22 protein-coding genes are annotated in these 22385 nt (G+C 49.8%); 3 read left to right on the top strand and 19 right to left on the bottom strand.

The features are described from left to right. Nucleotides 1-5: 5 nt before the first annotated feature. From DW922_RS11270 to DW922_RS11220, 11 genes are all read right to left on the bottom strand, one after another. Nucleotides 6-1040 carry an ATP--guanido phosphotransferase gene (locus DW922_RS11270; RefSeq protein WP_118726595.1) on the bottom strand — a complete coding sequence of 345 codons (1035 nt, stop codon included), beginning with the start codon at nucleotides 1038-1040 and terminating at the stop codon, nucleotides 6-8. Continuing rightward, the gene (locus DW922_RS11265; RefSeq protein ID WP_118726594.1) at nucleotides 1037-1657 is read right to left on the bottom strand and encodes a UvrB/UvrC motif-containing protein; all 621 of its coding nucleotides are present in this window, start codon (nucleotides 1655-1657) and stop codon (nucleotides 1037-1039) included. The genes DW922_RS11270 and DW922_RS11265 overlap by 4 nt, the downstream gene beginning before the upstream one ends. Nucleotides 1658-1712: 55 nt before the next feature. After that, nucleotides 1713-2096: a GntR family transcriptional regulator gene (locus tag DW922_RS11260; RefSeq protein ID WP_118719704.1), complete on the bottom strand. Its 384-nt coding sequence runs from the start codon at nucleotides 2094-2096 to the stop codon at nucleotides 1713-1715. A gap of 194 nt (nucleotides 2097-2290) precedes the next feature. After that, on the bottom strand, nucleotides 2291-3919 hold the full coding sequence (locus DW922_RS11255) for a cadherin-like beta sandwich domain-containing protein (protein ID WP_118726593.1): 1629 nt from the start codon (nucleotides 3917-3919) through the stop codon (nucleotides 2291-2293). 85 nt (nucleotides 3920-4004) lie between these two features. Continuing rightward, nucleotides 4005-6260 (bottom strand): cadherin-like beta sandwich domain-containing protein, encoded by a 2256-nt coding sequence (locus tag DW922_RS11250; protein WP_118726592.1) that lies wholly within the window; start codon nucleotides 6258-6260, stop codon nucleotides 4005-4007. Nucleotides 6261-6508: 248 nt separating this feature from the next. Continuing rightward, nucleotides 6509-7921 carry an oxaloacetate decarboxylase subunit alpha gene (locus DW922_RS11245; RefSeq protein WP_118719694.1) on the bottom strand — a complete coding sequence of 471 codons (1413 nt, stop codon included), beginning with the start codon at nucleotides 7919-7921 and terminating at the stop codon, nucleotides 6509-6511. A gap of 67 nt (nucleotides 7922-7988) precedes the next feature. Further along, a complete protein-coding gene (locus tag DW922_RS11240; RefSeq protein WP_118543006.1) occupies nucleotides 7989-9137 on the bottom strand; it encodes a sodium ion-translocating decarboxylase subunit beta in 1149 nt (382 codons plus the stop codon). Between the two features lie 39 nt (nucleotides 9138-9176). Beyond that, nucleotides 9177-9542: a biotin/lipoyl-containing protein gene (locus DW922_RS11235; RefSeq protein WP_118543007.1), complete on the bottom strand. Its 366-nt coding sequence runs from the start codon at nucleotides 9540-9542 to the stop codon at nucleotides 9177-9179. Nucleotides 9543-9563: 21 nt separating this feature from the next. Then, nucleotides 9564-10340, bottom strand: a complete 777-nt coding sequence (locus tag DW922_RS11230) for an OadG family protein (protein WP_118719692.1) — start codon at nucleotides 10338-10340, stop codon at nucleotides 9564-9566. Between the two features lie 17 nt (nucleotides 10341-10357). After that, the gene (locus DW922_RS11225) at nucleotides 10358-11806 is read right to left on the bottom strand and encodes a carboxyl transferase domain-containing protein (protein WP_118726591.1); all 1449 of its coding nucleotides are present in this window, start codon (nucleotides 11804-11806) and stop codon (nucleotides 10358-10360) included. 162 nt (nucleotides 11807-11968) lie between these two features. Beyond that, on the bottom strand, nucleotides 11969-13240 hold the full coding sequence (locus tag DW922_RS11220; RefSeq protein ID WP_243032191.1) for a D-alanyl-D-alanine carboxypeptidase: 1272 nt from the start codon (nucleotides 13238-13240) through the stop codon (nucleotides 11969-11971). Between the two features lie 118 nt (nucleotides 13241-13358). On the opposite strand from DW922_RS11220, the gene DW922_RS11215 reads away from it, so the two are divergent. The 3 genes from DW922_RS11215 (at nucleotide 13359) to DW922_RS11205 (ending at nucleotide 16119) form a co-directional block, all read left to right on the top strand. Beyond that, nucleotides 13359-13622 carry a hypothetical protein gene (locus DW922_RS11215; protein ID WP_118726590.1) on the top strand — a complete coding sequence of 88 codons (264 nt, stop codon included), beginning with the start codon at nucleotides 13359-13361 and terminating at the stop codon, nucleotides 13620-13622. 4 nt (nucleotides 13623-13626) lie between these two features. Beyond that, a complete protein-coding gene (locus tag DW922_RS11210; protein WP_118726589.1) occupies nucleotides 13627-14559 on the top strand; it encodes an RluA family pseudouridine synthase in 933 nt (310 codons plus the stop codon). Between the two features lie 123 nt (nucleotides 14560-14682). Further along, nucleotides 14683-16119: a DUF1576 domain-containing protein gene (locus DW922_RS11205; RefSeq protein ID WP_195715053.1), complete on the top strand. Its 1437-nt coding sequence runs from the start codon at nucleotides 14683-14685 to the stop codon at nucleotides 16117-16119. Nucleotides 16120-16308: 189 nt separating this feature from the next. Here the strand turns inward: DW922_RS11205 and DW922_RS11200 are convergent, their stop codons facing one another. From DW922_RS11200 to DW922_RS11160, 8 genes are all read right to left on the bottom strand, one after another. Next, on the bottom strand, nucleotides 16309-17745 hold the full coding sequence (locus DW922_RS11200; protein ID WP_118726587.1) for an RsmF rRNA methyltransferase first C-terminal domain-containing protein: 1437 nt from the start codon (nucleotides 17743-17745) through the stop codon (nucleotides 16309-16311). Between the two features lie 180 nt (nucleotides 17746-17925). Further along, entirely contained in the window at nucleotides 17926-18327 is a 402-nt protein-coding gene (locus tag DW922_RS11195) for a DUF6465 family protein (protein WP_118719681.1), read from the bottom strand. Nucleotides 18328-18474: 147 nt separating this feature from the next. Then, nucleotides 18475-18783, bottom strand: a complete 309-nt coding sequence (locus tag DW922_RS11190) for an AzlD domain-containing protein (protein WP_118726586.1) — start codon at nucleotides 18781-18783, stop codon at nucleotides 18475-18477. Further along, nucleotides 18773-19504, bottom strand: coding sequence for an AzlC family ABC transporter permease (locus DW922_RS11185; RefSeq protein WP_118726585.1), 732 nt, complete (start codon nucleotides 19502-19504; stop codon nucleotides 18773-18775). Before DW922_RS11185 ends, DW922_RS11190 begins: the two co-directional genes overlap by 11 nt. Next, nucleotides 19504-20595 (bottom strand): M20/M25/M40 family metallo-hydrolase, encoded by a 1092-nt coding sequence (locus tag DW922_RS11180; protein WP_118726584.1) that lies wholly within the window; start codon nucleotides 20593-20595, stop codon nucleotides 19504-19506. The genes DW922_RS11185 and DW922_RS11180 overlap by 1 nt, the downstream gene beginning before the upstream one ends. A gap of 26 nt (nucleotides 20596-20621) precedes the next feature. Beyond that, nucleotides 20622-21434: a M55 family metallopeptidase gene (locus DW922_RS11175; protein WP_118726583.1), complete on the bottom strand. Its 813-nt coding sequence runs from the start codon at nucleotides 21432-21434 to the stop codon at nucleotides 20622-20624. Between the two features lie 123 nt (nucleotides 21435-21557). Beyond that, nucleotides 21558-21875, bottom strand: coding sequence for a hypothetical protein (locus DW922_RS18085; RefSeq protein WP_118726582.1), 318 nt, complete (start codon nucleotides 21873-21875; stop codon nucleotides 21558-21560). A gap of 226 nt (nucleotides 21876-22101) precedes the next feature. Beyond that, nucleotides 22102-22385 (bottom strand): ATP-binding protein (locus tag DW922_RS11160; RefSeq protein ID WP_147353377.1); only part of this gene is annotated, 284 nt, incomplete at its 5' end.

The following is a 22385-nucleotide window of genomic DNA, read 5'->3' as shown; positions in this document are numbered from 1 at the left end:
AGATCTTAAGAAAGTAATGCCGGAAGCTCTGCCCTTAAGTAAGATGCCCTAGCTATCTCCAGCTCTTCCCGTCCCAACGGGCGGCTGGAAAGCTTCTGAAGATTTGCCGGCTGAATACCAAGCATCAGCCGGTATACCGCGCACGGCTCCTCCATGCGCAAAAGGCCATCTGCACAGCCGGCCATCAGGCGTGACAAAAGTGTCATTGCCTCCTTCATGGCCAGCTTTCTGGCATATTTTAAAATGCCATAGGCGCGGTAAGCGTCATCCTCCCTGGAGGAACGGTTTTTATCGAGCGCAAGCTTGCGCATCTGTTCCTCCTGGGCTGTCAGCTGAAGCGCCACCTTCGAGACCATATCCAGGATTTCTTTTTCAGTCATGCCCAGAGTTTTCTGGTTGCTGACCTCAAAAAGTGCGCCGCAGTTTTCCTCTCCTTCTCCGTACATGCCTTTTACAGACGCACCAAACCGCGTCATTTCCGTTACCATACCGTTAAAGCGCTTGCTTTGGGATAACAACGGGAGATGCAGCACTACGGAAGCCCTAAGGCCCGTCCCCACACTGGTCGGAAATGAAGTCAGATACCCGTATTTTTCATCAAAGGCGTAAGAAAAACGCTCATTTATATAATCATCGATTTGGCTTGCCTGATTCCACAAATCATCCAGATGAAGGCCGGAAGCAAATAACTGGATCCGGATATGGTCGGTTCCATTCAGAACGATTCCCACCTTTTCGTCATCTGATACCATGACTCCGGCAGGTTCCTTTTTCGAGGCAATCGTCGAATTGAATACCCTGCGCTCACGCAGCGCCCTGCGGTCCAGTTCGCTAAGCTCCCTAAGTCTCGCCTGTTCGTAATGACGGCCATCTAAAGCTCCCAGCTCTCTAAGACCTGTTTCCAGCTGTGTGATCATTTCACCGGCCTGTTTTTCTGTCAGACGGGAAGGGAAGGCATAGTCCTCAAGATTCCGCACCAGACGCACACGGCTGCAAATGACAGCCGGTCTGGCAAGATTTACTTCTTCAAACCATTTCATTGTGCCTGTGCCTCCTTTAATTCCCGGATCTGGTCACGGTACCGGGCCGCCGCTTCATATTCCTCATTGCGGACAGCCTCGTGCAGTCTTGCCTCCAGCTGGCGGATCTGCTTCTGGCGCTCCGCCACGCTATTTCCTGTCAGTTCACCCGGATTGTTTGCCTTATTTTCTGTGTCCGGTTCTACAGCTGTCTCTGGAGATTCTGTCGTTGCAAGATGGAACGGATCTGCCTTTATCTTCTGGAACTTCGGGTGTTTTCCAGTATGACAGGTATTGCCCTGCAGCTGTTTGATCTTATCATGGATCAGAAGATCAAAGACGCTGTAGCAATCCGCACATCCAAAACGGCTGTCCTTAACAAACTCTTCATAGCTGGTCCCGCAGGTAGGACATACGATCTGGCTGGTTTTTTCTTCCTCCTCAGCCTCTCCCGGAACACCTAAAAGGCCGGACAACAGCTTTCCAAGTGGGAATTCTCCCTCAAAGATCGCAGAATACGGGCCAAAATCCATTTCCTTTGCACACTGGGAACAGTAATTATGTTCCGTGCGGACTCCATTGGCAATTTCCGTATACTGGATATTTGCTTCTCTTATTTTACAACGCTCACATAACATGGCATTTCCTCCATATTCGCTTCCAGATTCAGACTCTTACTTGTCTGTTTGTGGTCTATACACCTCTGCCGCCTGTATAATAATCATAGATCTCGTCCACCAGATCATGCACTTCCTCTCTGGATATATTCTTACAGACGCTTCTTGCAAGGAGAACAGAAAGCTCTTCCCGCAAACGTTCGATTGACTGGATTTTGTCAATATCAAGAGCGATCACAGCCCCGCGCCGGCGGTCCAGCTTGATATAGCCCTCCTGCTTAAGCACTGTATACGCCTTATTTACTGTATGCATATTGATCCCGATATTTTCCGCAAGCTGGCGGACCGATGGCAGGGAGTCTCCTTCATGGATCCGGTCCGTGGCAATGCCCATGATGATCTGGTTCCGCAGCTGGATATAGATTGCCTCATCACTCTCAAAATCAATCTTAATGATCATGTTTTCACCATCTTTCGCATTCTCTGTTATAGAAATCATATAACAACATTATATCAAAAAAAGCGGCGAAGTCAATACACCGCTTTTTCCCTCTTTCTGTATATCAGTGGAGGCGCTTCTGTAACACCTCCACTGACTTGCTTATGATCTATAGGAACAATAAGCTAATGTTCCTTTTTCAGGATTCGGAATGATCAGGAAAGATCATCATCGTCCAGGTCGAACACTTCAAAATCATCATCAGCATCAGATTTGTTTTCTGGTGCAGCTTCTGTTTTTCTGTTCTCCTCTGGCTGGCCAGGCTCTCCTGACACGCTTGCTGCCAGCTGCTTTTTTACCTGGTCGAGCTGTGCATCTGCGTCATCTGCCGGGTCCGGCAAAAATTCTTCTGCATCGACAGGCTCCAGCTCATCGTCCTCCGGACCAGTTACCTCCAACCCGTCCTGAAACTCTCTGGAATCTTCTTCGGACTCATAATCCTCGTCATACTCATCCTCTTCGCCCATCATGTAACGTTCCTCTTTGCTAAGCTTGTTTCCGCCTTTACGGGCTTCCCGTCTGGATTTCTTATCTGCCTTCACCGGCTTTTCATCCAGTCCGGCGTAAGCAGCGTCCTCCCTGCGGGCATTTCCTTTCCGACTAATGATCAGAAGCACCAGGAGGATCACAGCTACTACAGCCACTGCGATCAGTGCGATTCTTGCAATGTTGTAATCGTCTACCAGGGCATTGTAGCGGTTGGTTACATCCTGCAGCTCCAGTGTCTGGGTATTGCCCTCGCTGCTCTGCTCGAAATAGCGCTGGATGGTCTTATCCGTCAGGTCATAACGGTAATAGCCTACGGTTCCGTTTTCGCCTACGCCATAGAAAATGCAGTATTCCGGCTGGCTTCCCTGGGTATCCGGTACCCATCCCTGAACCTTGGTTTCTCCGATGGTAATGGAGGTTTCCTTCATTCCGTACGGAACAGCTGCATCTGCCGGCAGGGCTGCGATGCCGATCTTAAGCGGGGTTCTGGATGCCTCAAGCTCTGCTAAAACCTCTACGTTCTCTGCAGCAGGCTCAGACTCACTGGTTTCCCCAAGGCTCTCGCCGCCTTCCACACGGTTTACTAAGATCGTATAGGTACGCACGGTAGAGCCATCTTCCGCTGTTACCGTACAGGTTACGGTATTTTCACCATCCTGAAGATCTGTGCCGCTTAAAGCAACGGTTGCCTTGTCACTTGCAGGAACCGCACTTACCGTAAGCTTTTCTGTATCAAGACTTACTGAAGCAGTATAACTGTCAACATCTGCACTAAAAGCTGGACTTAAGGTGCCAGGGGAAATCTGCATGGAAGCAAGGAAAGCATCCGAGGAAGCTGCCGCTGTAGTGCTTCCTGCCTGGATGGTGACAGAAGAGCTTCCAAGCTGGGTAATGTCAAGAAGCTGCTCATCTGCATCGTAGCCTTCATAATCGGTCACCTGGATCTTGCTGCTTCCTGCCTTCAGCGCCTTAAAATGCAGGGTGGATGCAGACTCACTGGTACCGCTTGCACTGCCGATCACACGGATTGCACCATTTCCACCGCTGACATCCGGTTCGCCGCTCACAAATTCCATGGCACTGGTATCGTAAGAAAGCATCACAACTGTCTTACCGATTTTTTCGCCTGTCGTACAGGTAAATTTTACATTGACGGTAAATTCACTTCCCACCTCTGCGGTAGGGTCAGAGAACGCAATCCGTGCGTTCCCTGCAAAGCTCTGGAATGGGATTGCCACAGCAAGCATCAGCACCATGGCAAAACGGATCCAGATCTGTTTCCATTTTCTGTTCATAATAATTTGTTATCTCCTGTTTCTTTCATAATTGTTTCGTAACTGTTTTGTACCTTCACAGCCAGTAATTTCAGAAAATCTGATATTAGTTTCCACCAGGGCTCGAGAACGTCACATTGCTTCCTCCCGATGAGGAGCCTGTGTTCGGGGTAGATGTGACAGAACCACCATTCGGCCCCGCTGTGATCACTCCCGAGGAAGAGCTTCCGGATGAAATTCCCGCTGAACTGCTTCCAGGACCTCCCATAGTAACACTGGATGAAGAACCATTAGAAGTACCGCCTCCGATTCCACCATTGTAGGTCGGGCCGCCAGCCTGACGTACCACATGGATCGTATAAGTCCGCTCCGTTCCGTTTTCTGCTCTTACGACCACAGAAATATCATTGATTCCGCTGGCCAGTGATACATTTCCGTTTCCACGGATCGATGCCTTGGAATCGATTGCAGAAGCACTGACTGTCACATTGGATACGGAATGGTCCACGATCAGATCGTAGGAATAGGTATCGCGGTTAAAGGTCGGTGTTAATGTAAAGCCATCTACACCAAGGCCCTTCAGCTTGTTGTTCGGGCTGCCGCTTAAGGTCGGCTGTGCACACGGAGTCTCCGGCATATTGTTGTATATCGGAATCTTAAAGTTTAATGCTGTATTTTTCTGCTGGCTTGTAAAGCCCTCTGCAAAGATAGAACCTTCCGAAGCCGCACCGTCTACATTTGTCATGTACTGGTGCTTATACATATTGCTTCCCTGTACGTTATACTTCTTCAAGTAAAGCGTATCCTGGCCGGCCTTCACATAATTCGTCCCGTAGAACTGGGCTCCGCCGGCAATAGAGAATTCCGGCGTTGTCCATGGCCTTCCATAGCTTCCACTCTGGGATGCATACCAGAGACCTCTCTGGACTGCTCCCATTCCGTCGGAGGCATATGCACCGACATTGAAATAGTTATAATAGCCGGTATAACCAGCGTAATTTCCGGAAATGGAATTGCCGGTTCCGTTTCGTCCCTGCTCCTGCAGAATCATGGCAGCGATCACATAAGGGCTTACGCCGGAGCTCTGTGCCGCACTCATAATGGCATCTGCATAATTGACACCAGACGAAGCATTTCCTGTGCTGGCAGAAGTGCCAGGAGTCTGGGAACCTCCCCCAGAGCTGCCTGACGGACTGGCAGAGCCGCTGCTTGTGCTATTGCCTGAGGTTGCCGATCCCGGACCTGCTCCGATCACAACACTGGATGCCAATAGTCCTGCCTGTTTTTTGCTGATCGATGCACTCGGTCCCTCCAGACGCACCTGATGGCTGCCGCCTGATGACGGGGTCTGGCTGGTGGTGCCTGATGACTGCCCGGATGAGCCTCCCGGACTTGAAAACGTGATGCCCGAATTAGCACCGCCCGAAGCCGATGATGAACTGCCCGAGCTTCCTGCACCCGGAGTTGCGGATGTACTTCCTGAGGAAGATCCACCGGAAACTCCCGGACCAGCCGTAATAACACCAGAAGATCCCGAAGAAGAACTGCTTCCTGAGGAGGAGCCAGAAGATGTACTGACCGACGCAGATGCCCCGGAACGGATACTTCCCTCCATAAAGGTTCCCTTCAGCATCGATTGAAGTCCCTCTTTCGTGTGAAGAGAGGAATTGTAGCTCTGGTCCAGAAACTGGAATACATTCACCTCATCCAAAAAGTTTCTAGGGTCCATATAATAACTGATGATTTCCGTAGAGGCAGCCACCCAGGTGCTTCCGTCAAACCCGGTCCAGGTGCCGGAATCCCAGTTATAGGCTCCATCTGCCAGTGATTTATAGGAAGAAATACTGTTGGTATGCACCAGATTTCGTCCCAGAACTCCTTCGTTCTGAATGACGTTATTCCAGTCAAGGCCGGTTTTTACTGCAGTAAAGGTCCAGTTTGGATACTGGGCATGGATCTGCCGCAGGCCTGTTTTATAAGACTCCGGGAACCCCTGTGCAGAAAGCTGGGATTCAAAGCTGGAATCATGGCTGTACGACACGGGGAATTTTACATAGGTACTCAGAACATAACCCGTCTGCGTGCTGCCGCCGCTCGTAAAACGGATCTGATACCAGGTCTTCCCGTCAGAAGCCGACTTTTCTCCTATTACTGTAACAGCAGTCCCGCGGCCAAGCTTTCCTACCGAGGAATAGGAGGTTCCTGCCCCGCTTCGGACATTTAAGCTGGACGCATTGATCGTAGCCGACCGTTCCTGTGCGTAAGCAGAAAGCTGTAACAGACTACCTGCCGAAGGAGTCTGCACACAAAGTGCAAGTCCCAGCACAGCAGCCAGACCTTTTTTCAAGGCATTATTTTTCATGGTATGATCTCCTTAGTATCACTTTTTGCCGGAGGGCTGGTGACCACATCCGGCAAATTTACGCTACGTTACATTATAATGACAAAATCCGCCCTAGTCAACGGAAAGCACAGAAACTTCAAAGAATCGCAAAAAATTGTAAGAATTAAAGACAAAGACAGACCCAAAAACCGTTTTCGCAGTTTCCGGGCCTGTCTGAAATCAATCATTACTGTTCATGTATCCATGTCCAGTAAATAAATATTATATTAAACCGGGTATGCTTTGCTCTCGGTATCTGCTACGGTAGCATCAACCTTGGTCTGCTGAGCCTCTCTGTACTTGAAGAACTCTTCTGCTACCTTCGGGAACAGAGCATAGGAAAGGACATCCTCATCCTGCTGCTTCCACTGAGCACACTCTTTCTCGAACTGCGGCAGCTGCGGAGGAATCAGATCTGCAGGTCTGCAGGTGATCGGGGTCTCGTCGCCGATGATCTTCTTCTGCACTTCTGCGTTGAACGGCTTTACAGTCTGGCCAAACTCGCCGAGCATGATCTTCTTGGACTCCTTCGGAACCAGTTTGTAGCGCTCGCCGGAGATAACATTCATAACAGCCTGGGTACCAACGATCTGGGAAGACGGGGTAACAAGCGGCGGCTCACCGAAGTCCTTACGAACGCGCGGGATCTCCTCCAGAACCTCCTGGTATTTATCTTCCTTACCAGCCTCTTTTAACTGACTAACCAGGTTGGACAGCATACCGCCCGGAACCTGATAACGAAGGGTCTTGATGTTAACGCCCAGTACCTTCGGGTTTAACAGACCAGTCTTCAGAGCTTCTTCACGGATCGGTGCAAAGTAATCAGTGATCTCAGCAAGCTTGTCCTGGGATAAGCCGGTATCGTACGGAGTTCCCTTGAAGGTCTCTACCATAACCTCGGTTGCCGGCTGGCTGGTACCAAGTGCCAGCGGAGACATTGCGGTATCGATGATGTCGCAGCCTGCCTCTACAGCCTTTAAGTAAGTCATGGAAGCTACACCGGAGGTGTAGTGGGTATGCAGGTCAATCGGCAGCTCGGTAGACTCTTTTAATGCGCCAACCAGCTCCTGTGCTGCATACGGGGTTAACAGACCAGCCATATCCTTGATACAAATGGAATCTGCACCCATATCTTCGATTCTCTTTGCGATGTCTTTCCAGTAATCCAGGGTGTAAGCATCACCCAGGGTGTAGCACAGTGCGATCTGAGCGTGTGCCTTCTCTTTGTTTGCTGCCTTTACAGCGGTCTGCAGGTTGCGCAGGTCGTTTAAGCAGTCGAAAATACGGATGATATCGATACCGTTTGCAACGGATTTCTGTACAAAGTACTCTACTACGTCATCTGCATAGTGGTTGTAACCCAGAATGTTCTGGCCACGGAACAGCATCTGTAATTTTGTGTTTTTAAATCCGGCTCTTAACTTTCTCAGTCTCTCCCACGGATCCTCTTTCAGGAAACGAAGGGAAGCATCGAAGGTAGCGCCGCCCCAGCACTCTACTGCATAATAGCCAATCTTATCCATTTTATCGATGATCGGAAGCATCTGCTCGGTGCTCATTCTGGTTGCGATCAGGGACTGATGAGCGTCACGCAGGACAGTCTCAACGATCTTAACCGGTTTTTTCTGAATCTCAGCCATGATTCTTTACCTCCAAATTTATATGTTGCGGCAACTTTATATTGCTGCAGCAAGAAATGATTGAATTTTAAACGCCGAAAATTGCCATGAATGTACCGGCTGCAACTGCAGTACCGATAACACCTGCTACGTTCGGGCCCATTGCATGCATCAGCAGGAAGTTCGTCGGGTCTGCCTCAGAACCAACCTTCTGGGATACACGGGCTGCCATCGGCACTGCAGATACACCTGCGGAACCGATTAACGGGTTTACCTTACCGCCTGTAAGCTTGCACATGATCTTACCGAAGATAACGCCGGCTGCGGTACCTACTGCAAATGCTACCAGACCCAGGGCAACGATCTTTAAGGTGGTTACCTTTAAGAAAGCCTCTGCACTGGTGGATGCGCCTACGGAAGTACCAAGCAGGATAACTACGATGTACATCAGGGCATTGCTTGCGGTCTCGGACAGCTGTTTTACAACGCCAGACTCACGGAACAGGTTACCAAGCATTAACATACCAACAAGCGGTGCGGTAGTCGGCAGAATCAGGCAGACTACTACGGTTACGATAACCGGGAACAGGATCTTCTCCAGCTTGGAAACCGGACGAAGCTGATCCATCTTGATCTTACGCTCTTCTTCTGTGGTCAGAGCCTTCATGATCGGCGGCTGGATGATCGGAACCAGCGCCATGTAGGAGTAAGCTGCTACTGCGATCGGTCCCATGAACTCAGACTGTCCAAGCTTACCTGCAAGGAAGATGGAAGTCGGGCCGTCTGCTCCACCAATGATGGAGATAGCTGCTGCTGCCTTATCATTGAAGCCCATGAAAATTGCAAGGAAATATGCACTGTAGATACCAAACTGAGCTGCTGCGCCAAGCAGGAAGCTCTTCGGGTTTGCGATCAGCGGGCCGAAATCGGTCATTGCGCCGACACCCATGAAAATCAGAGACGGAAGGATACTCCACTCATCCAGAATGAAGAAGTAGTGAAGAAGTCCGCCTACGCCATTGGACATATCTTCCGGGTTAGCCATAATATCCGGGTAGATATTAACTAACAGCATACCAAACGCAATCGGAACCAGTAAGAGCGGCTCGAATCCTTTTCTGATTGCCAGATACAGGAACACGAATGCCACCAGGATCATGATAAAGTTTCCAAAGGTCAGATTGAAGAATGCGGTCTGCTGAAGAAGATTGGCCAAAGTAGATCCAATATAATCCATTTTAATCCCTCCATGTGGAACTTGCTTTTTGGCAAGCTATTAGTTTAATGTAGCAAGAGTTGCGCCAGCTTCTACTGCGTCGCCTGCTGCTGCATTAATGCTTGCAACGGTTCCATCCTGAGGAGCTACGATATCGTTCTCCATCTTCATAGCCTCGAGAACCATGATAACGTCGCCTTTCTTTACAGCCTGTCCGGCGTTAGCCTTTACTGCCAGAATCTTACCCGGCATCGGAGCGGTTACAACTACAGAACCCTGAGCGCCAGCCGGAGCTGCTGCCTTCGGTGCTGCAGAAGCTGCCTTCGGTGCTGCTGCAACCGGTGCCTGAACTACGCCTGCAGTGGTTCCTTCTTCAACAGTTACATTGTATACATTGCCATTCACAGTAATTGTGTAATTTTTCATGATAAGAATCCTCCTATTCGCTTATGCTCTTTTCCATTTTGCGCCCGGTGCACGTTTGATGGAGCGTACTACCAGGGAGTCGGTTGATGAGTTGGTTGATGCTGCGATAGCCGCAGTGATGACAGCCACCAGTTCCAGATCATCCACAAGCTCTTCCTCTTCTGCTGCCGGTGCTGCCACAGGAGCTGCTGCCGGTGCCGGAGCTGCGTTCTTTGCTTTCACCTTGTTTTCAAAAACGCTGATGAACTTGAAGCAGCTGATCAGGATGCTGATGAAGATCAGTACCAGGAATACAGTACCCATACCAAGTAAAGTATTCATGCCTGCTTTTGCCATGTTCTCGCCTACGGTGTATTCCGGGCTGAAGGTCAGGCTGACCGGGTTTAAGTTCTGGCTCTGCGGATCCATGGTGTAGAATGCTTTGAACTCTACATTGCGGTTCTCAAACTGTGCCTGAACCACACATACATACTGGTCATCCTCACCAAGCTCGGTGTCAGAGGAAAGGATGCTTACGAATGCGCCGGTGTCTTTCATAACACCGATCCAGGAAGTCAGGCCGCTCGCAAGGCCGTCCTCACCCTGTTTGATCAGGCCGGTCTCAGACTCCTCTGCTGTGGCCTCGTCCATCTCGGCAATGGTCTGGAGCAGGTTTTCCGAGATCTGAGAAATGTAGGAAGCTGTCTGCGGATCCATAGTTTCTGCCTCAGCAGCATTCTTGTTGGAGCATGCGGACAGAGCAAAGAGGCTGACTACCATGCTTAACACTAACAAAACTCGTTTCATATACTGTTTCATATATTTGTCACCTCATTCTAAACCGTTCCATGTTTTCTGTCCGGACGATCCTCTCTTTTGGTAAACAGCATCTCGAATGCTGCGATCACACGTTTTCTGGTGTCACATGCCTCGACGATATCGTCTACATATCCTCTCTTTGCCGCTGCCAGTGCGCTGGACTGCATCTCGCGGTATTCAGCCGCCTTCTCATTGATGAGAGCAACGGAATCATCTGCCTTTGCGATTTCGTCTGCGTACATGATCTTGGCTGCGGCGGAAGCATCCATCATGCCGATGGTTGCGTTCGGCCATGCATATACCACATCTGCACCGATAGACTTGGAGTTCATGGTCAGGTATGCGGTGCCATAAGCCTCGCCAACAACAACGGTTACCTTCGGAACGCTTGCGTTTGCAAAAGCGTAGGTCAGACGTCCTGCGTTCTTTGCGATGCGGCGCTCAGTGCATTTGCATGCCTTGTAGCCCTTTACGTTCACCAGGGTCAGTAACGGAATGTTGAATGCGTCACAGAAAGAAACAAACTTTGCTGCCTTCTCTGCGCCGTTAGCGGAGAGAACTGCATCGAACTCGTCTTCCTTCACGCCGTCTGCCGCGTAAACAGCAGTGCGGTTTGCCACGCAGCCCACGGTGGTTCCGTTCAGACGGATAAAGCCAGTTACCATGGACTTGTCATAGTTCTTCTTCACCTCTAAGAAGAAGTTGTCATCGGAGATCTGTGCCAGTGCCAGATCGGTTGCTCCTGCATAATTTTCAAGATCGGAGCATACACGGTTTAAATCGTCGGTGCACTCGCTGTAGGACATGTCATCCTCGTTGTTGGCCGGAAGGATGGTTACCAGGGAGCGGATCTGGGATAAGATATCCTCTTCGCTTCCGGTGAAGTCCACAAGTCCGGTTTCCTCACTCTGGAATGCAGCGCTGGAAGTATCGCACTTCTCAACACGGTTTCCGTCGATCGCGTTCGGAGAATTTACAAATAATTTTGCGTTTTTCTCTTCCATAAAGATAAAGTCAGCCATAGCGGAAGCTACTGCCATACCGCCGCCGCAGGTACCAAAGATAGCGGAGATCTGCGGAACCACGCCGGATGCCATGGTCTGGCTTAAATACATCTCACCAAAACCGTTTAATGCGTCCGTTGCTTCCTGCAGACGAAGACCTGCGCAGTCTACCAGGCCGATGACCGGTGCGCCCATCTTTACTGCCATGGAATAGATGTTGGAAATTTTCTTTGCGTGCATCTCACCTAAGGAGCCGCCCAGTACGGAAGCGTCCTGGCTGTACACATACACAAGGTTTCCTTCGATGGTACCATAACCGGTGATTACGCCATCTGCCGGAGTCTCCTTGGCAGCCATGTTAAAATCGGTGCTTCTTGCAGTGATGTAAGCGCCAACTTCAACGAAGCTGTTCTCATCAAGTAATGCATTGATTCTGTTACTTGCTGATGTTTGATTACTCATTTTGCAATCCTCCATTTTGAAATATTTGACGATCGCTTTTCCTCCTCTTTGGTATTGTTAAGAGAAAGACAAACTATCGTTTAGTAAATCCAATTTCTGCCGATTATAATAATATAATGTCAGCGGATAAAATTCAAGTATTTTTGAAATATTTTTACAATTTCAAAATATCCAGAAATCGAGGATCCGCTGCAGACAGTACGACAGCCCCCAGGCCGCTGCATCTTCCTCTGAGCAGTAGTGGCTCTGGCCGATTTCCTCCTGTCCGAGCCGGTAACGGACCACTCCGACTTCATCCCCTGCCTTCACCGGAGCATCCAGGATCGTTTTCATATCGTACTCTGCCACAGGCCGCTCCGTTTCCGATACCAGAAGATGAAAACTCCTCTTCTGTCCCGGACTTTCAGAAACTGCGTAAATCCAGTCTTTATACGCTCCTCCCAGCAGAGGGATCCGAAGTCTGTTTTCTTCAAAAGCAAAATCGCAATAGAAATAATTCTGTTTGCCATAGCTGTACAGTTTCTGTACATCCTCCCATTTCCAGGTTTTATGCGGAGGCCAGCCGCATCCTAAAAGTGTGAGGATAAAGCTCCTTTCACCGTCGGACAGTTCAGCCGCATAACAGTAGCCGGCGCCTCCGGTAAATCCGGTCTTTCCGGTCACAGCCTCCTGTGTCATATCCAGGAGAGCGTTATGATTCTGACAGCTGTAGGTATTATATCCCTCAGAGTCAGAAAAAGAATAACTTCGGCAGCGCGTTATCGTTAAAAATTCATCATGTTTTGGAGACATTTTCGTACAATAATGCAGGATTTTTGCCAGCTCAGCGGCTGTTGTACCATGACGGATCACCTCTCCATCTGCGTTTTGCTTCTCCGCATCCAGTCCGTTCGGCGTCAGGAACGTGGTATCCACACAGCCAATATCCTGTGCCTTGCGATTCATTTTTTCCGTGAAAACCTCGACGCTGCCGCTGATATGCTCCGCAATTGCCACTGCCGAGTCATTGTGGGACTCAAGCATCAGGGAATACAAAAGATCCTTAAGCCTGATACGGCTCCCGGTCGGCGCGCCAAGTTTCACCCTTGGCTGTCCTGCCGCTTTTTCTGAAATCTCACAAAAATCCTCCGGATTCCCAAGCTCCAGTGCAAGAATGCAGGTCATGATCTTTGTAGTGCTGGCCATAGGCCGTACCTGATGCTCGTCCTTTCCATACAAAATACGCCCACTGTCTGCATCCATCAGCACGGCACTCAGGGAATGCAGGGATAACTGCGGTTTCGCCTCTGATACCGGCCGACTGCTCTCAATTGCTATACTTTCCGTACCCTGCCACAGATCCTGCTCCGGGCATACGCTTCCCCACACCGCAAACCCGATGCTGATCCCTGCCATCAGTCCGATGATCCTGTTGTTCTTTCCTGTTCTGTTCAATTCACATGCCCCACGATTATCGCATTGTCTTTCTATCCTATTCTGGTAAAAATCCGGATATTCTGCTATGATAGGAAACATATCAGGCTCACCATGCAGCAACAGGAGGAATAGAATTGTGGAATCCAGAAAACGGCTGATCGGACTGCGCACTTCACAGATCCAGGAGGATCCGTTTGAACAGATGAGCCTGTTTGAAGATGAGCGGCAGAAGAAAATGCGGGCTATGGAAAAAGCTGTGGACCATATCCGCGGCCGCTACGGCATCGACAGCGTACAGCGGGCCAGATTTCTTAAGGAAAACAGCCCGACTCCCCACGCCGTAAGCCGTAAGAAACATTTAAATCAGGCATCGCAGCATAACACCGGAAAGGAATTCTGACAACATGGACCATATCATCCGCCACTCCTACACTGCTTCCATAAACGGACAGTCCGTAGAAGCACTGCTTCGCTCCCATGGATATTCCAAAAATCTGATCAACCGTATCAAACTGACTGAAGACGGACTGATGATCCGCGGGGCAAAGGTTTATACCACCTTCCGCATGAAAGCCGGTGACCGGCTGGATGTCACATTTGCAGAAGAGACTTCTTCGGAAAATATTGTTCCTGTGCGCATGCCGCTGTCCATTCTTTACGAAGATGAGGATCTGATGGTCATAAACAAAGCCGCGAATGTTCCCATCCACCCATCCCAGGGCAATTTCTCCAACTCTCTGGCAAATGGACTTGCCTGGTATTTTAAACAGAAACAAAAACCCTTTGTTTTCCGTGCCGTCAACCGCCTGGACCGTGATACCACCGGGCTTCTGATCGTCGCAAAAAATGCACTGAGCAGCTGTATCCTTTCTGATATGGTGAGGAACCGCCAGATTCACCGCACCTATCTGGCCGCAGTCAGCGGGAACCTCTTAGGACAGCCGGAAGGAACGATTGACGTTCCCATTGCGAGACTCCCGGGCTCCACGATCGAGCGTGTCCCGGACCCGGTCCACGGAGAAGCTGCGCTGACCCATTATGAGCTGCTCTTCTACCAGCCGCAAACCGACACCTCTCTCCTTAAAATTCACCTGGAAACAGGACGTACCCACCAGATCCGGGTCCATATGAAGCATATCGGCCATCCCCTCTACGGTGATTTCCTTTATAATCCGGATTACCGTTTTTTACAGCGTCAGAGCCTGCACTCCTGGAAGCTGTCCTTTTCACATCCGGTTTCCGGAATCCCCATGGAATTTACAGCCCCTGTCCCGGCGGATATGCAGCAGTTTTTACCAGATGCCCGAACAAATGCCTGCCCTGCAGTCACACAGTAACTTTGCACTAAATTCCGTACAAGTTTCGTTACGAAATTACCTTGAAATGAAATACCCGCTGCTCTATAATTGAAAGTCAGAACACTACTCAGAATGAAAAATATTGCTACAGGGGATTTATGCATGGAAGGTAAAAAAATATCCAACAGTACTATCATCAACGGGATAGCTCTCGGCTTCTCCGTTTCTTTTCTGATTTCTTCGCTGGTCGCAGCCATCTACACAGGAGAACTTGGCAGCATACTCCACGGCTGGTATCTTATCATGACATCACCAAGCCCGCTGGTTACAGACTATCTGGAGATCGGCGGTCTGCCGAGCGCCATGTTAAACGCCGGCGCCTGCGGCATGGCCTGCTGGCTTTTTATGGTCGGTTTAAAAGGAGATTCCCGTCCCAGCACACTGGCCGGTTATTTTCTTGTAGTAGCACACTGCTTTTACGGACTGAACTTTTTGACCATGTGGCCATGCTTTCTGGCCCCGTTTCTCTATCTTCGATTAAAGAAGCTGAATTTTAAAAACAACCTGCACGTCTGCATGTTCACAACTTCATTCAGCCCATTTATCGGTGAACTTTTATTCCGCTACACCCAGGATACCTTTGTGTTCGGGCATCCGACACTAACGGTCAGCGGCGTGCTTTTGACCATCGCTTTTTCGATCATGCTGGGCTTTATCGTACCGGCCATTCTCCCCGGGGCCCACGCATGGCACAAAGGTTACAACTTGTATAATGGCGGACTGGCATTCGGCGTGTTCGGTTTTTTCCTGTTTAACCTTTTTTACAACACCATGGGAATTGATCCATCTTCCAAGCTGACCCGCTTCAATCCGGTTTACGAACAGTTTGGCCGCTCCTTTCAGCTGTATGCCAACTGTTTTTTCCTGCTTGTTTTTATTATCTGCATTCTGACCGGATTTTTCTTAAACGGCAAAAGCTTTCTTGGATATGAAGAGCTGACCCGGGACACCGGACATCAGAGTGATTTTGCCTCTCAATACGGTATGCCGCTCTGCCTCATTAACATTGGCACAGTGGGAATATTCTTCCTGTTCTACCTGGATATCATCATGGTCTATACGGAAGGTGCCGGTTTTACCGGTGCCACCATCGGTGTGATCCTGGCAGCTCTGACTTTTACCTGCATGGGGCAGCATCCGAAAAATATCTGGCCGATTCTTGCGGGATATCAGCTTCTGTATCTATTCACACTGACGATCTGCTATCTCAACGGCAGAGAAATCAGCTGGACCATTACCACGCAGGGATACATCAACGGTGTGGCATTTGCCACCGGCCTGTGCCCGATTTCCGGGCGCTACGGCAGACGCGCCGGCATTGCCGCCGGCTTCATGTGCGCATCCATGTGTACCGCAACCTCTGCCCTGCACGGCGGCCTGGTGCTGTACAACGGCGGCTTCACCGCAGGTATCACAGCGCTTATACTGCTACCGATCCTGGAACATTACATTCCGGAAACCAGAAACTTTATGAACAATAAAAAGCTGAACAAAGAAGATATGATCGCAATTGTTGAAATGTTCCGAACCCATGACTGAGCAGCACATCGGCAATGCATCTGTTTTCCATGATACAAAAAAGAATGTGCCTTGGCACATTCTCGCGCCGAGGCGCGGTTGCTTCAGCAACCATCTACCTTTGCGCCGAGTGCGCATCCTCGCGGAGCGTTTTTATATGATAGGACGCAATTTCCTATCATATAAAAAAGGGCTTCGCACATCAGGGATCTAACCCTGTATGCGAAGCCCTTTTGGATAATGATTTTTTACCACACCGGAAACTGCCTTTCCCCATCCAAGAGGATACTCCCCAATGCAGACCAGCGTCCACCCAGAGAGACCGGCCTCCCCACGGACTGTGTTTCCCTTCAGATAATCCAGTACCTGGGGATCTTCCGGATCCAGACGGCACACAGATACTGCATGCTGAGGCTTCAGAAAATGAGAAAGCGCATGGGACGGCTCAAAACGTTTTGTTTTGAATTTCCCAAGATGCAGTCCGGGACGAAGCACTCTCAGACGGTCCAGTGCCGGCATGCCATCCGGCAGCATATATAGCTGATCTCCAAACAGGATCAGCTGGTCCATACCATCCTTTAACAGCGCATATCCTTCTTCCGTCAGGGACTTTTTGAAAAATTCCCAGAGATAGGCTCTGCCTGCTTTGTCATTCCAGTATTTTGGCTGTTTTCGCTTCCGGCTGTCTTCCGACGCCCAGGCTCCGTCCTTTTTAAGCAGGGCCAGATAATGTCCCTCTCCCTCCGACTCATGGGGCCAGATGCGGAAGGTGTACTTAAGATCTGTATTTTGATCCTGACTCCATTCCGGGTGCCCGCAGGACAGACCCTCAGGATATTCGCCCGGCTCCAGGCGCACTACCGAAAACTCCGGATGTCGTTTCAAAAAGTCAGAGATTCCGGCTTCATCTTCCTCCGGTGCGAACGTGCAGGTAGAATACACCATTCTGCCGCCCGGCTTTAACATCTCTGCCGCATTGTCCAGAATCTCCTGTTGGCGCTCTGCGCAAAGTTTTACATTTGCCTCACTCCACTCATTTCTGGCCTGTTCATCTTTCCGGAACATGCCCTCTCCGGAGCACGGCGCATCCACGACCATACAGTCAAAAAACTCCGGAAAAAATGAAGCCAGGGTTCCCGAATCCTCATTTGTCACGACAGCGTTGCCAATGCCCATACGCTCCACATTCTGGGAAAGGATCTTTGCCCGCGCCGGATGGATTTCATTGCTGACCAGAAGTCCGCGTCCTTCCAGACATGACGCGATGTGTGTTGTCTTGCCCCCCGGAGCCGCGCACAGATCCAGCACACGTTCACCCGGCTTTGGACCAAGCAAAGCCACAACTGCCATGGCACTGGGTTCCTGAATGTAATATACTCCTGCTTCATGGTAAGGATGGCGTCCCGGACGGCTCTCCCGGTCATAATAAAAGCCTTCCCGGCACCAGGATACCGGGCGCAGGGAAAACAAAGCCTGATTTTGACCGGCAAACTCCGCTGCCGGAACTTTCATGGTATTTACTCTGAGTCCCAGAGCCCGCTCTTTTTCATAGCTTGCAAGAAATGTATCGCATGCGTCTCCCAGCATTGCTTTCATTCTTGCCACAAATGCCTCTGGAAGTTTCCAGGTCTCCTGCTGCTGTTCCATCCGTTTCTCTCCTTTATCCGTTTATCCGGCAGCGATTCCTGCTCCCGGTTCTTATTTCCCGTAATTTATAACAAACAAATGAAGGGTTGTCACAACATGGAATCCAGGACATTCTGGAACCTGTCTGCAACAGCCCCTCCACTCTTTACAAAGTATACAGATACAACTGAGAATCCTGAACTATAAGGTTACCTTATAATCGTCAGAACCTTCTCCGTTTACAACATAGTAAGCAACATTTTCTTCCGGTTTTACATAAACTTCAATGGTTTTGATCTCTGCGCCCTTGTGGTTTGCTTCATATGCTTTCACTGCCTTGTCCAGAACATCTTTTGCAACGATCTGTTTGCCTGAGAACTCAATAACTACGCAAGCCTTCGGGTCTGCCTTCTTTGCAGGAGCTTTCTTTGCTGGTGCTTTTTTGGTGGTCTCGACTGGCTTTGCTGCCGGTGCTTCAACAACTGCTTTTACCGGAGTCTCTGCTTTAACCTCTGCAGCAGCTGTCTTAACTTCTGCTTTTGCGGTCTCGGTCTTCGGTGCTGCTTTTGCTGCTGCCTTAGCTGCGTTTCTTCTTGTTGCCATAGTTCTTATCCTCCTCATTCGATTCCAATTATGAATTGCTCCCCATCACCTGTTTTTGACAGACGATGATGGCATTATAAATCGGTTTCCTGTATTTGTCAATGTTTTCCAGTGGTTTCCAGGCCTCTGCGCACGTTTGTTCCGACTTTAATGCAAAATCATCTCCGCAATATAGACTGCCACACAGGCACCAATGGAAACACGGAACAGATTTCCGTCGATCCAGGCAAGAATCACCCCTGCCACAAATCCGACAATTCCCGTGATCCGGTTTCCTGTTGCAGAAAGGATGGACGGAAACGTCATAACCGAAAGACTCACATAAGGAACATAATATAAGAAAGACTGAATAAACGGATTCCTGATTTCCCTGCGGATCAGCGTCAGCGGTAAGGCACGCACGGTATAAATGGTCAGGAACATGACCAGAATGGAAGCGTAAATATTATGATGCATGCTGCTCCTCCTGTACCGGGAACAGAATTGCCGCTGCAGCCGAAATCAGCACGGTCAGCAGGATAATCTGAAACCCCGATGAGATATTTTTAAGTCCCGGAATGCTTTGGAATAAAAAGCTTACCGACATGGATATAACTACCACTACGGCAATGATCTTGTTCTTTCTTGCCGGCGGGATCACGACTGCAAGAAACATGCCGTATATGGCCACACTCATAGCGCTCATGACCGGGGCCGGAAGGACCATTCCTACAACCGTACCAAGAAAGGTTCCGATTACCCAGCCGGGGCCTGCCACACTGGCTGCACCGTATTGATAAAACGGATTCAGCTTTCCGGGAACTGTCATGGATATGCCAAAAATCTCATCTGTCACCGCATAAGACATGAAGATTCTGTGGAGAAATGGTCTGTTTGGCTGCACCTTCTGGGATAAAGCACTTGACATCAGCAGGTAGCGCATATTGATGACCACTGTAGTAACGATCATCTCCATAACCCCTGCTCCCGATCCGATCATGCTGATTGCCGCAAACTCCCCCGCCGATGCGAGCATCAACGCAGACATCAGAGAAGACTGCAGGGCATTCATCCCTGCCTTTCCGGCAGTAATGCCAAGCGTAAAAGCAACAGCAAAGTACCCAAGCGCGATGGGTACTCCATCGCGCATTCCCTTAAAAAAAGATATTTTGTCGTTTTGTTGTTCCATGGTCTGCATTATAACACATCCTGACGCATAATATGACGGATGCGCTCATCATTTAAACCGCGGATAACCTCAACAGCCATTTTGATGGTAGATTCGATATCTTCCTTTGCACAGAAGTTGTAGTGGGTATGCACATAACGGGACGGAATACCAAGAACCAGAACCGGAACAGCCTGATGGGTCAGATGGATTTTACCTGCATTGGTACTTCCTCCGCGTCTCACCGCATCCTGACATTTGATTCCGTATTTGTCAGCGATCTCATGTGCATAAGCCATAAATGCGTCATTTGCCACATAGCTGTTATCCATATGACGGATCTGCACACCTTTCTTTAAGCAGCCCTGTGCCACACCGGTGCGATAATAAAAATCATCCGCCGGTGAACCCTCAAACACAATCGCAAGATCCGGCTTTACCTGCTGCGCAGTCACGGTTGCACCACGCATACCAACCTCCTCCTGGGAAGCAAAGGCACCGACAACATCCACGGCCAGGTTCTCAGTCTCCTTCATCAGGGCTTTCATAGTCTCAATGATGCAGACGCATCCAAGACGGTTATCGAATGCTTTGCCTGAGCAGATGCCGTGCTTCTCGTCATAAGAAAAGGTCACATCCGGCATGATCGGATCACCGATGTGGATGCCGTAATCCTCTTCGATTTCCTGTCTGCTGCCTGCTCCAACATCCACCTTTAATTCCTCAATCGTCAGAGAATTGTCAGCCTTCTGGGCAGCCGTTAAGAAATGTACCGGCTTGGATGTAATGATTCCCTTGATTTTTTCGCCTTTGCTGTTGCGTACGATGACACTGTGGGCCGGAAGGCTGGTCATATGAAATCCGCCCAGGGTGATGATGCTGAGAAGTCCGTTATCCTCCACGTTCTGGACCATAAAGCCACATTCATCGGTATGCGCATCCAGCATAAACACCGGACGTTTTCCCTTTGCGTCCGGCATCGTCGCATATACATTATACATTGCGTCGTTTCTTAAATTCAGCCCCTCGCAATGCTTCTGTACCGCTTTCACAACCTCTTCTTCAAAACCGCTCGGGCCAAAAGCGTTGGTTAAATCCTCAATCGTCTTTAAATCTGCCATGATTCATATCCTCCCTGTATGTTCTTCTAATATACCACAAATGAATGCGCTGTCACAATATCCATCCAGTTTTTACTGGTAAAGCGGTTGGTGCGCGCGTCTACTGCCTTCATGCCCGGATAAAAGGACATCTGGTAAGCCTTTTTCAGATCCTTATAGTTTACCTCATAGGTAAACTGCTCCGGAAGCGTGACTTTGCATGCAGCAAGCTTTGCCTCTACATCACCGGAAAGCACCTCTGTGACAGAAGCCTTCAGATCTGCAATCACAGTCTTTGGTGATATGTTCCAGGCACTTCCGCCCACCCCCTTCTTGGAGGACACCGTCGTAATCTGCGGGACCAGCTCTTTTGACAGTTCACAGATTCGCTCATCACCGGATAAGAACAGCACCGGGACACCGTACATGGCCGCCGTATAAGTGTTCAGCATAAATTCACTCATACGCTTCCCGTTTAACTCAATAAAATTGCTGGCTCCCGTAGAGGTATGGCTCAGCGGACTTCCCGGATCGCCGGCCGGTGCATGATATCCAATATAAAACACAGCATCGAATGTCTCATCAAGACCATACATCATGTTGATGGGATGACCGCTCTTTCCTCGGATCAGAGTAACGTGCTCAGGCATGGCCATTACATCAATGTTGGTGGCATCTCCGTGTCCATCCTTTACTACGATCTCATCCACGCCGGCAGCCAGAGCGGCCTCGCAGACAGCCACGACCTCATTGGTCATCTGCTTTGCGTATTTCTGATAAGCCGGTTCTTCTTTGTGGGTTTCATAATTGAGGGTTGTTCCGGCACAGCCTTCAATATCCGCACTGATAAACAGTTTCATTGTTCGTGCCTCTCTTTTTATAAAAATTTCAATTGTATTTTTTCAAAAAACAGCAAAAGAGCCGGTTCATGGCATCTAGTCATCAACCGGCTCCTCTGCCATGTAATTGCTATTATGACTTTATTACTGATGGATCACCGCATTCTCCGCAGCTTTCGCGTTCCTCTTCGCTTCCTCGGTGTCGTACAGATGGCAATATACAAAATGATCGTCACCTGCCTGGTACTTCTGCGGAGCCTCCGTCTTACAGCGCTCCATACACATCGGACAGCGGGTGTGGAATTTGCATCCGGACTCTCCTACGATTCCGAATACCTCCCCGCGTCTTACCTCAAAATCTACATTATCGACTGCTTTCACATAGGACGGCTCTTTTCCAATTCCGCCCTTTACCGGGTAATACTGCTTAAGTCCCCAGACAACTAATAAATTGTCTGTCATCAGTCCTTACCCCCTTCTTTCACGCAGCGCCAGCAGCGGCTCTGGTGTCCGTCTCCGAGAAAGGTAGATGGTTGCTGAAGCAACCGCGCCATGTCCGACGCGCTGGAGCAGGACGTGTACCACTATCACCTTCATGTGGTCTACATTCCCGTCGTGGAAAAGCAAATCCTGTGGTCGAAACGCTGCATGGCGGCAAGCGAAGCGGCGAAAAACGAATAAAAGGGTTTTAGGGCTTCGTTGATTGTTGCGTTGGCAACCCCACCGCAATGGTAGTGCCCTTCTCCGAACTTTTCTCTACCCAAACGGAGCCGCCGTGGAGGTCGGCGATCTCCCATACCAGTGAGAGCCCCAGTCCTGCGCCACCGTATTCCCGGCTGCGAGACTTGTCCACCCGGAAGAAGGGCTGGAAGATACTGCGCTGATAGACCTCCGGGATGCCGCAGCCGGTGTCGGAGACGCAGAGCAGGAGCTTTTCCAACTCCTGAGTGACAGAAACCCGTACCGAGCCGC

This window comes from Clostridium sp. AM42-4, from assembly GCF_003480105.1.
In the GTDB taxonomy this organism is placed as follows: Bacteria; Bacillota; Clostridia; order Lachnospirales; family Lachnospiraceae; genus Brotaphodocola.
Note: the sequence above shows the minus strand (reverse complement) of the source record. Positions and strands in the feature narration are given on the sequence as shown.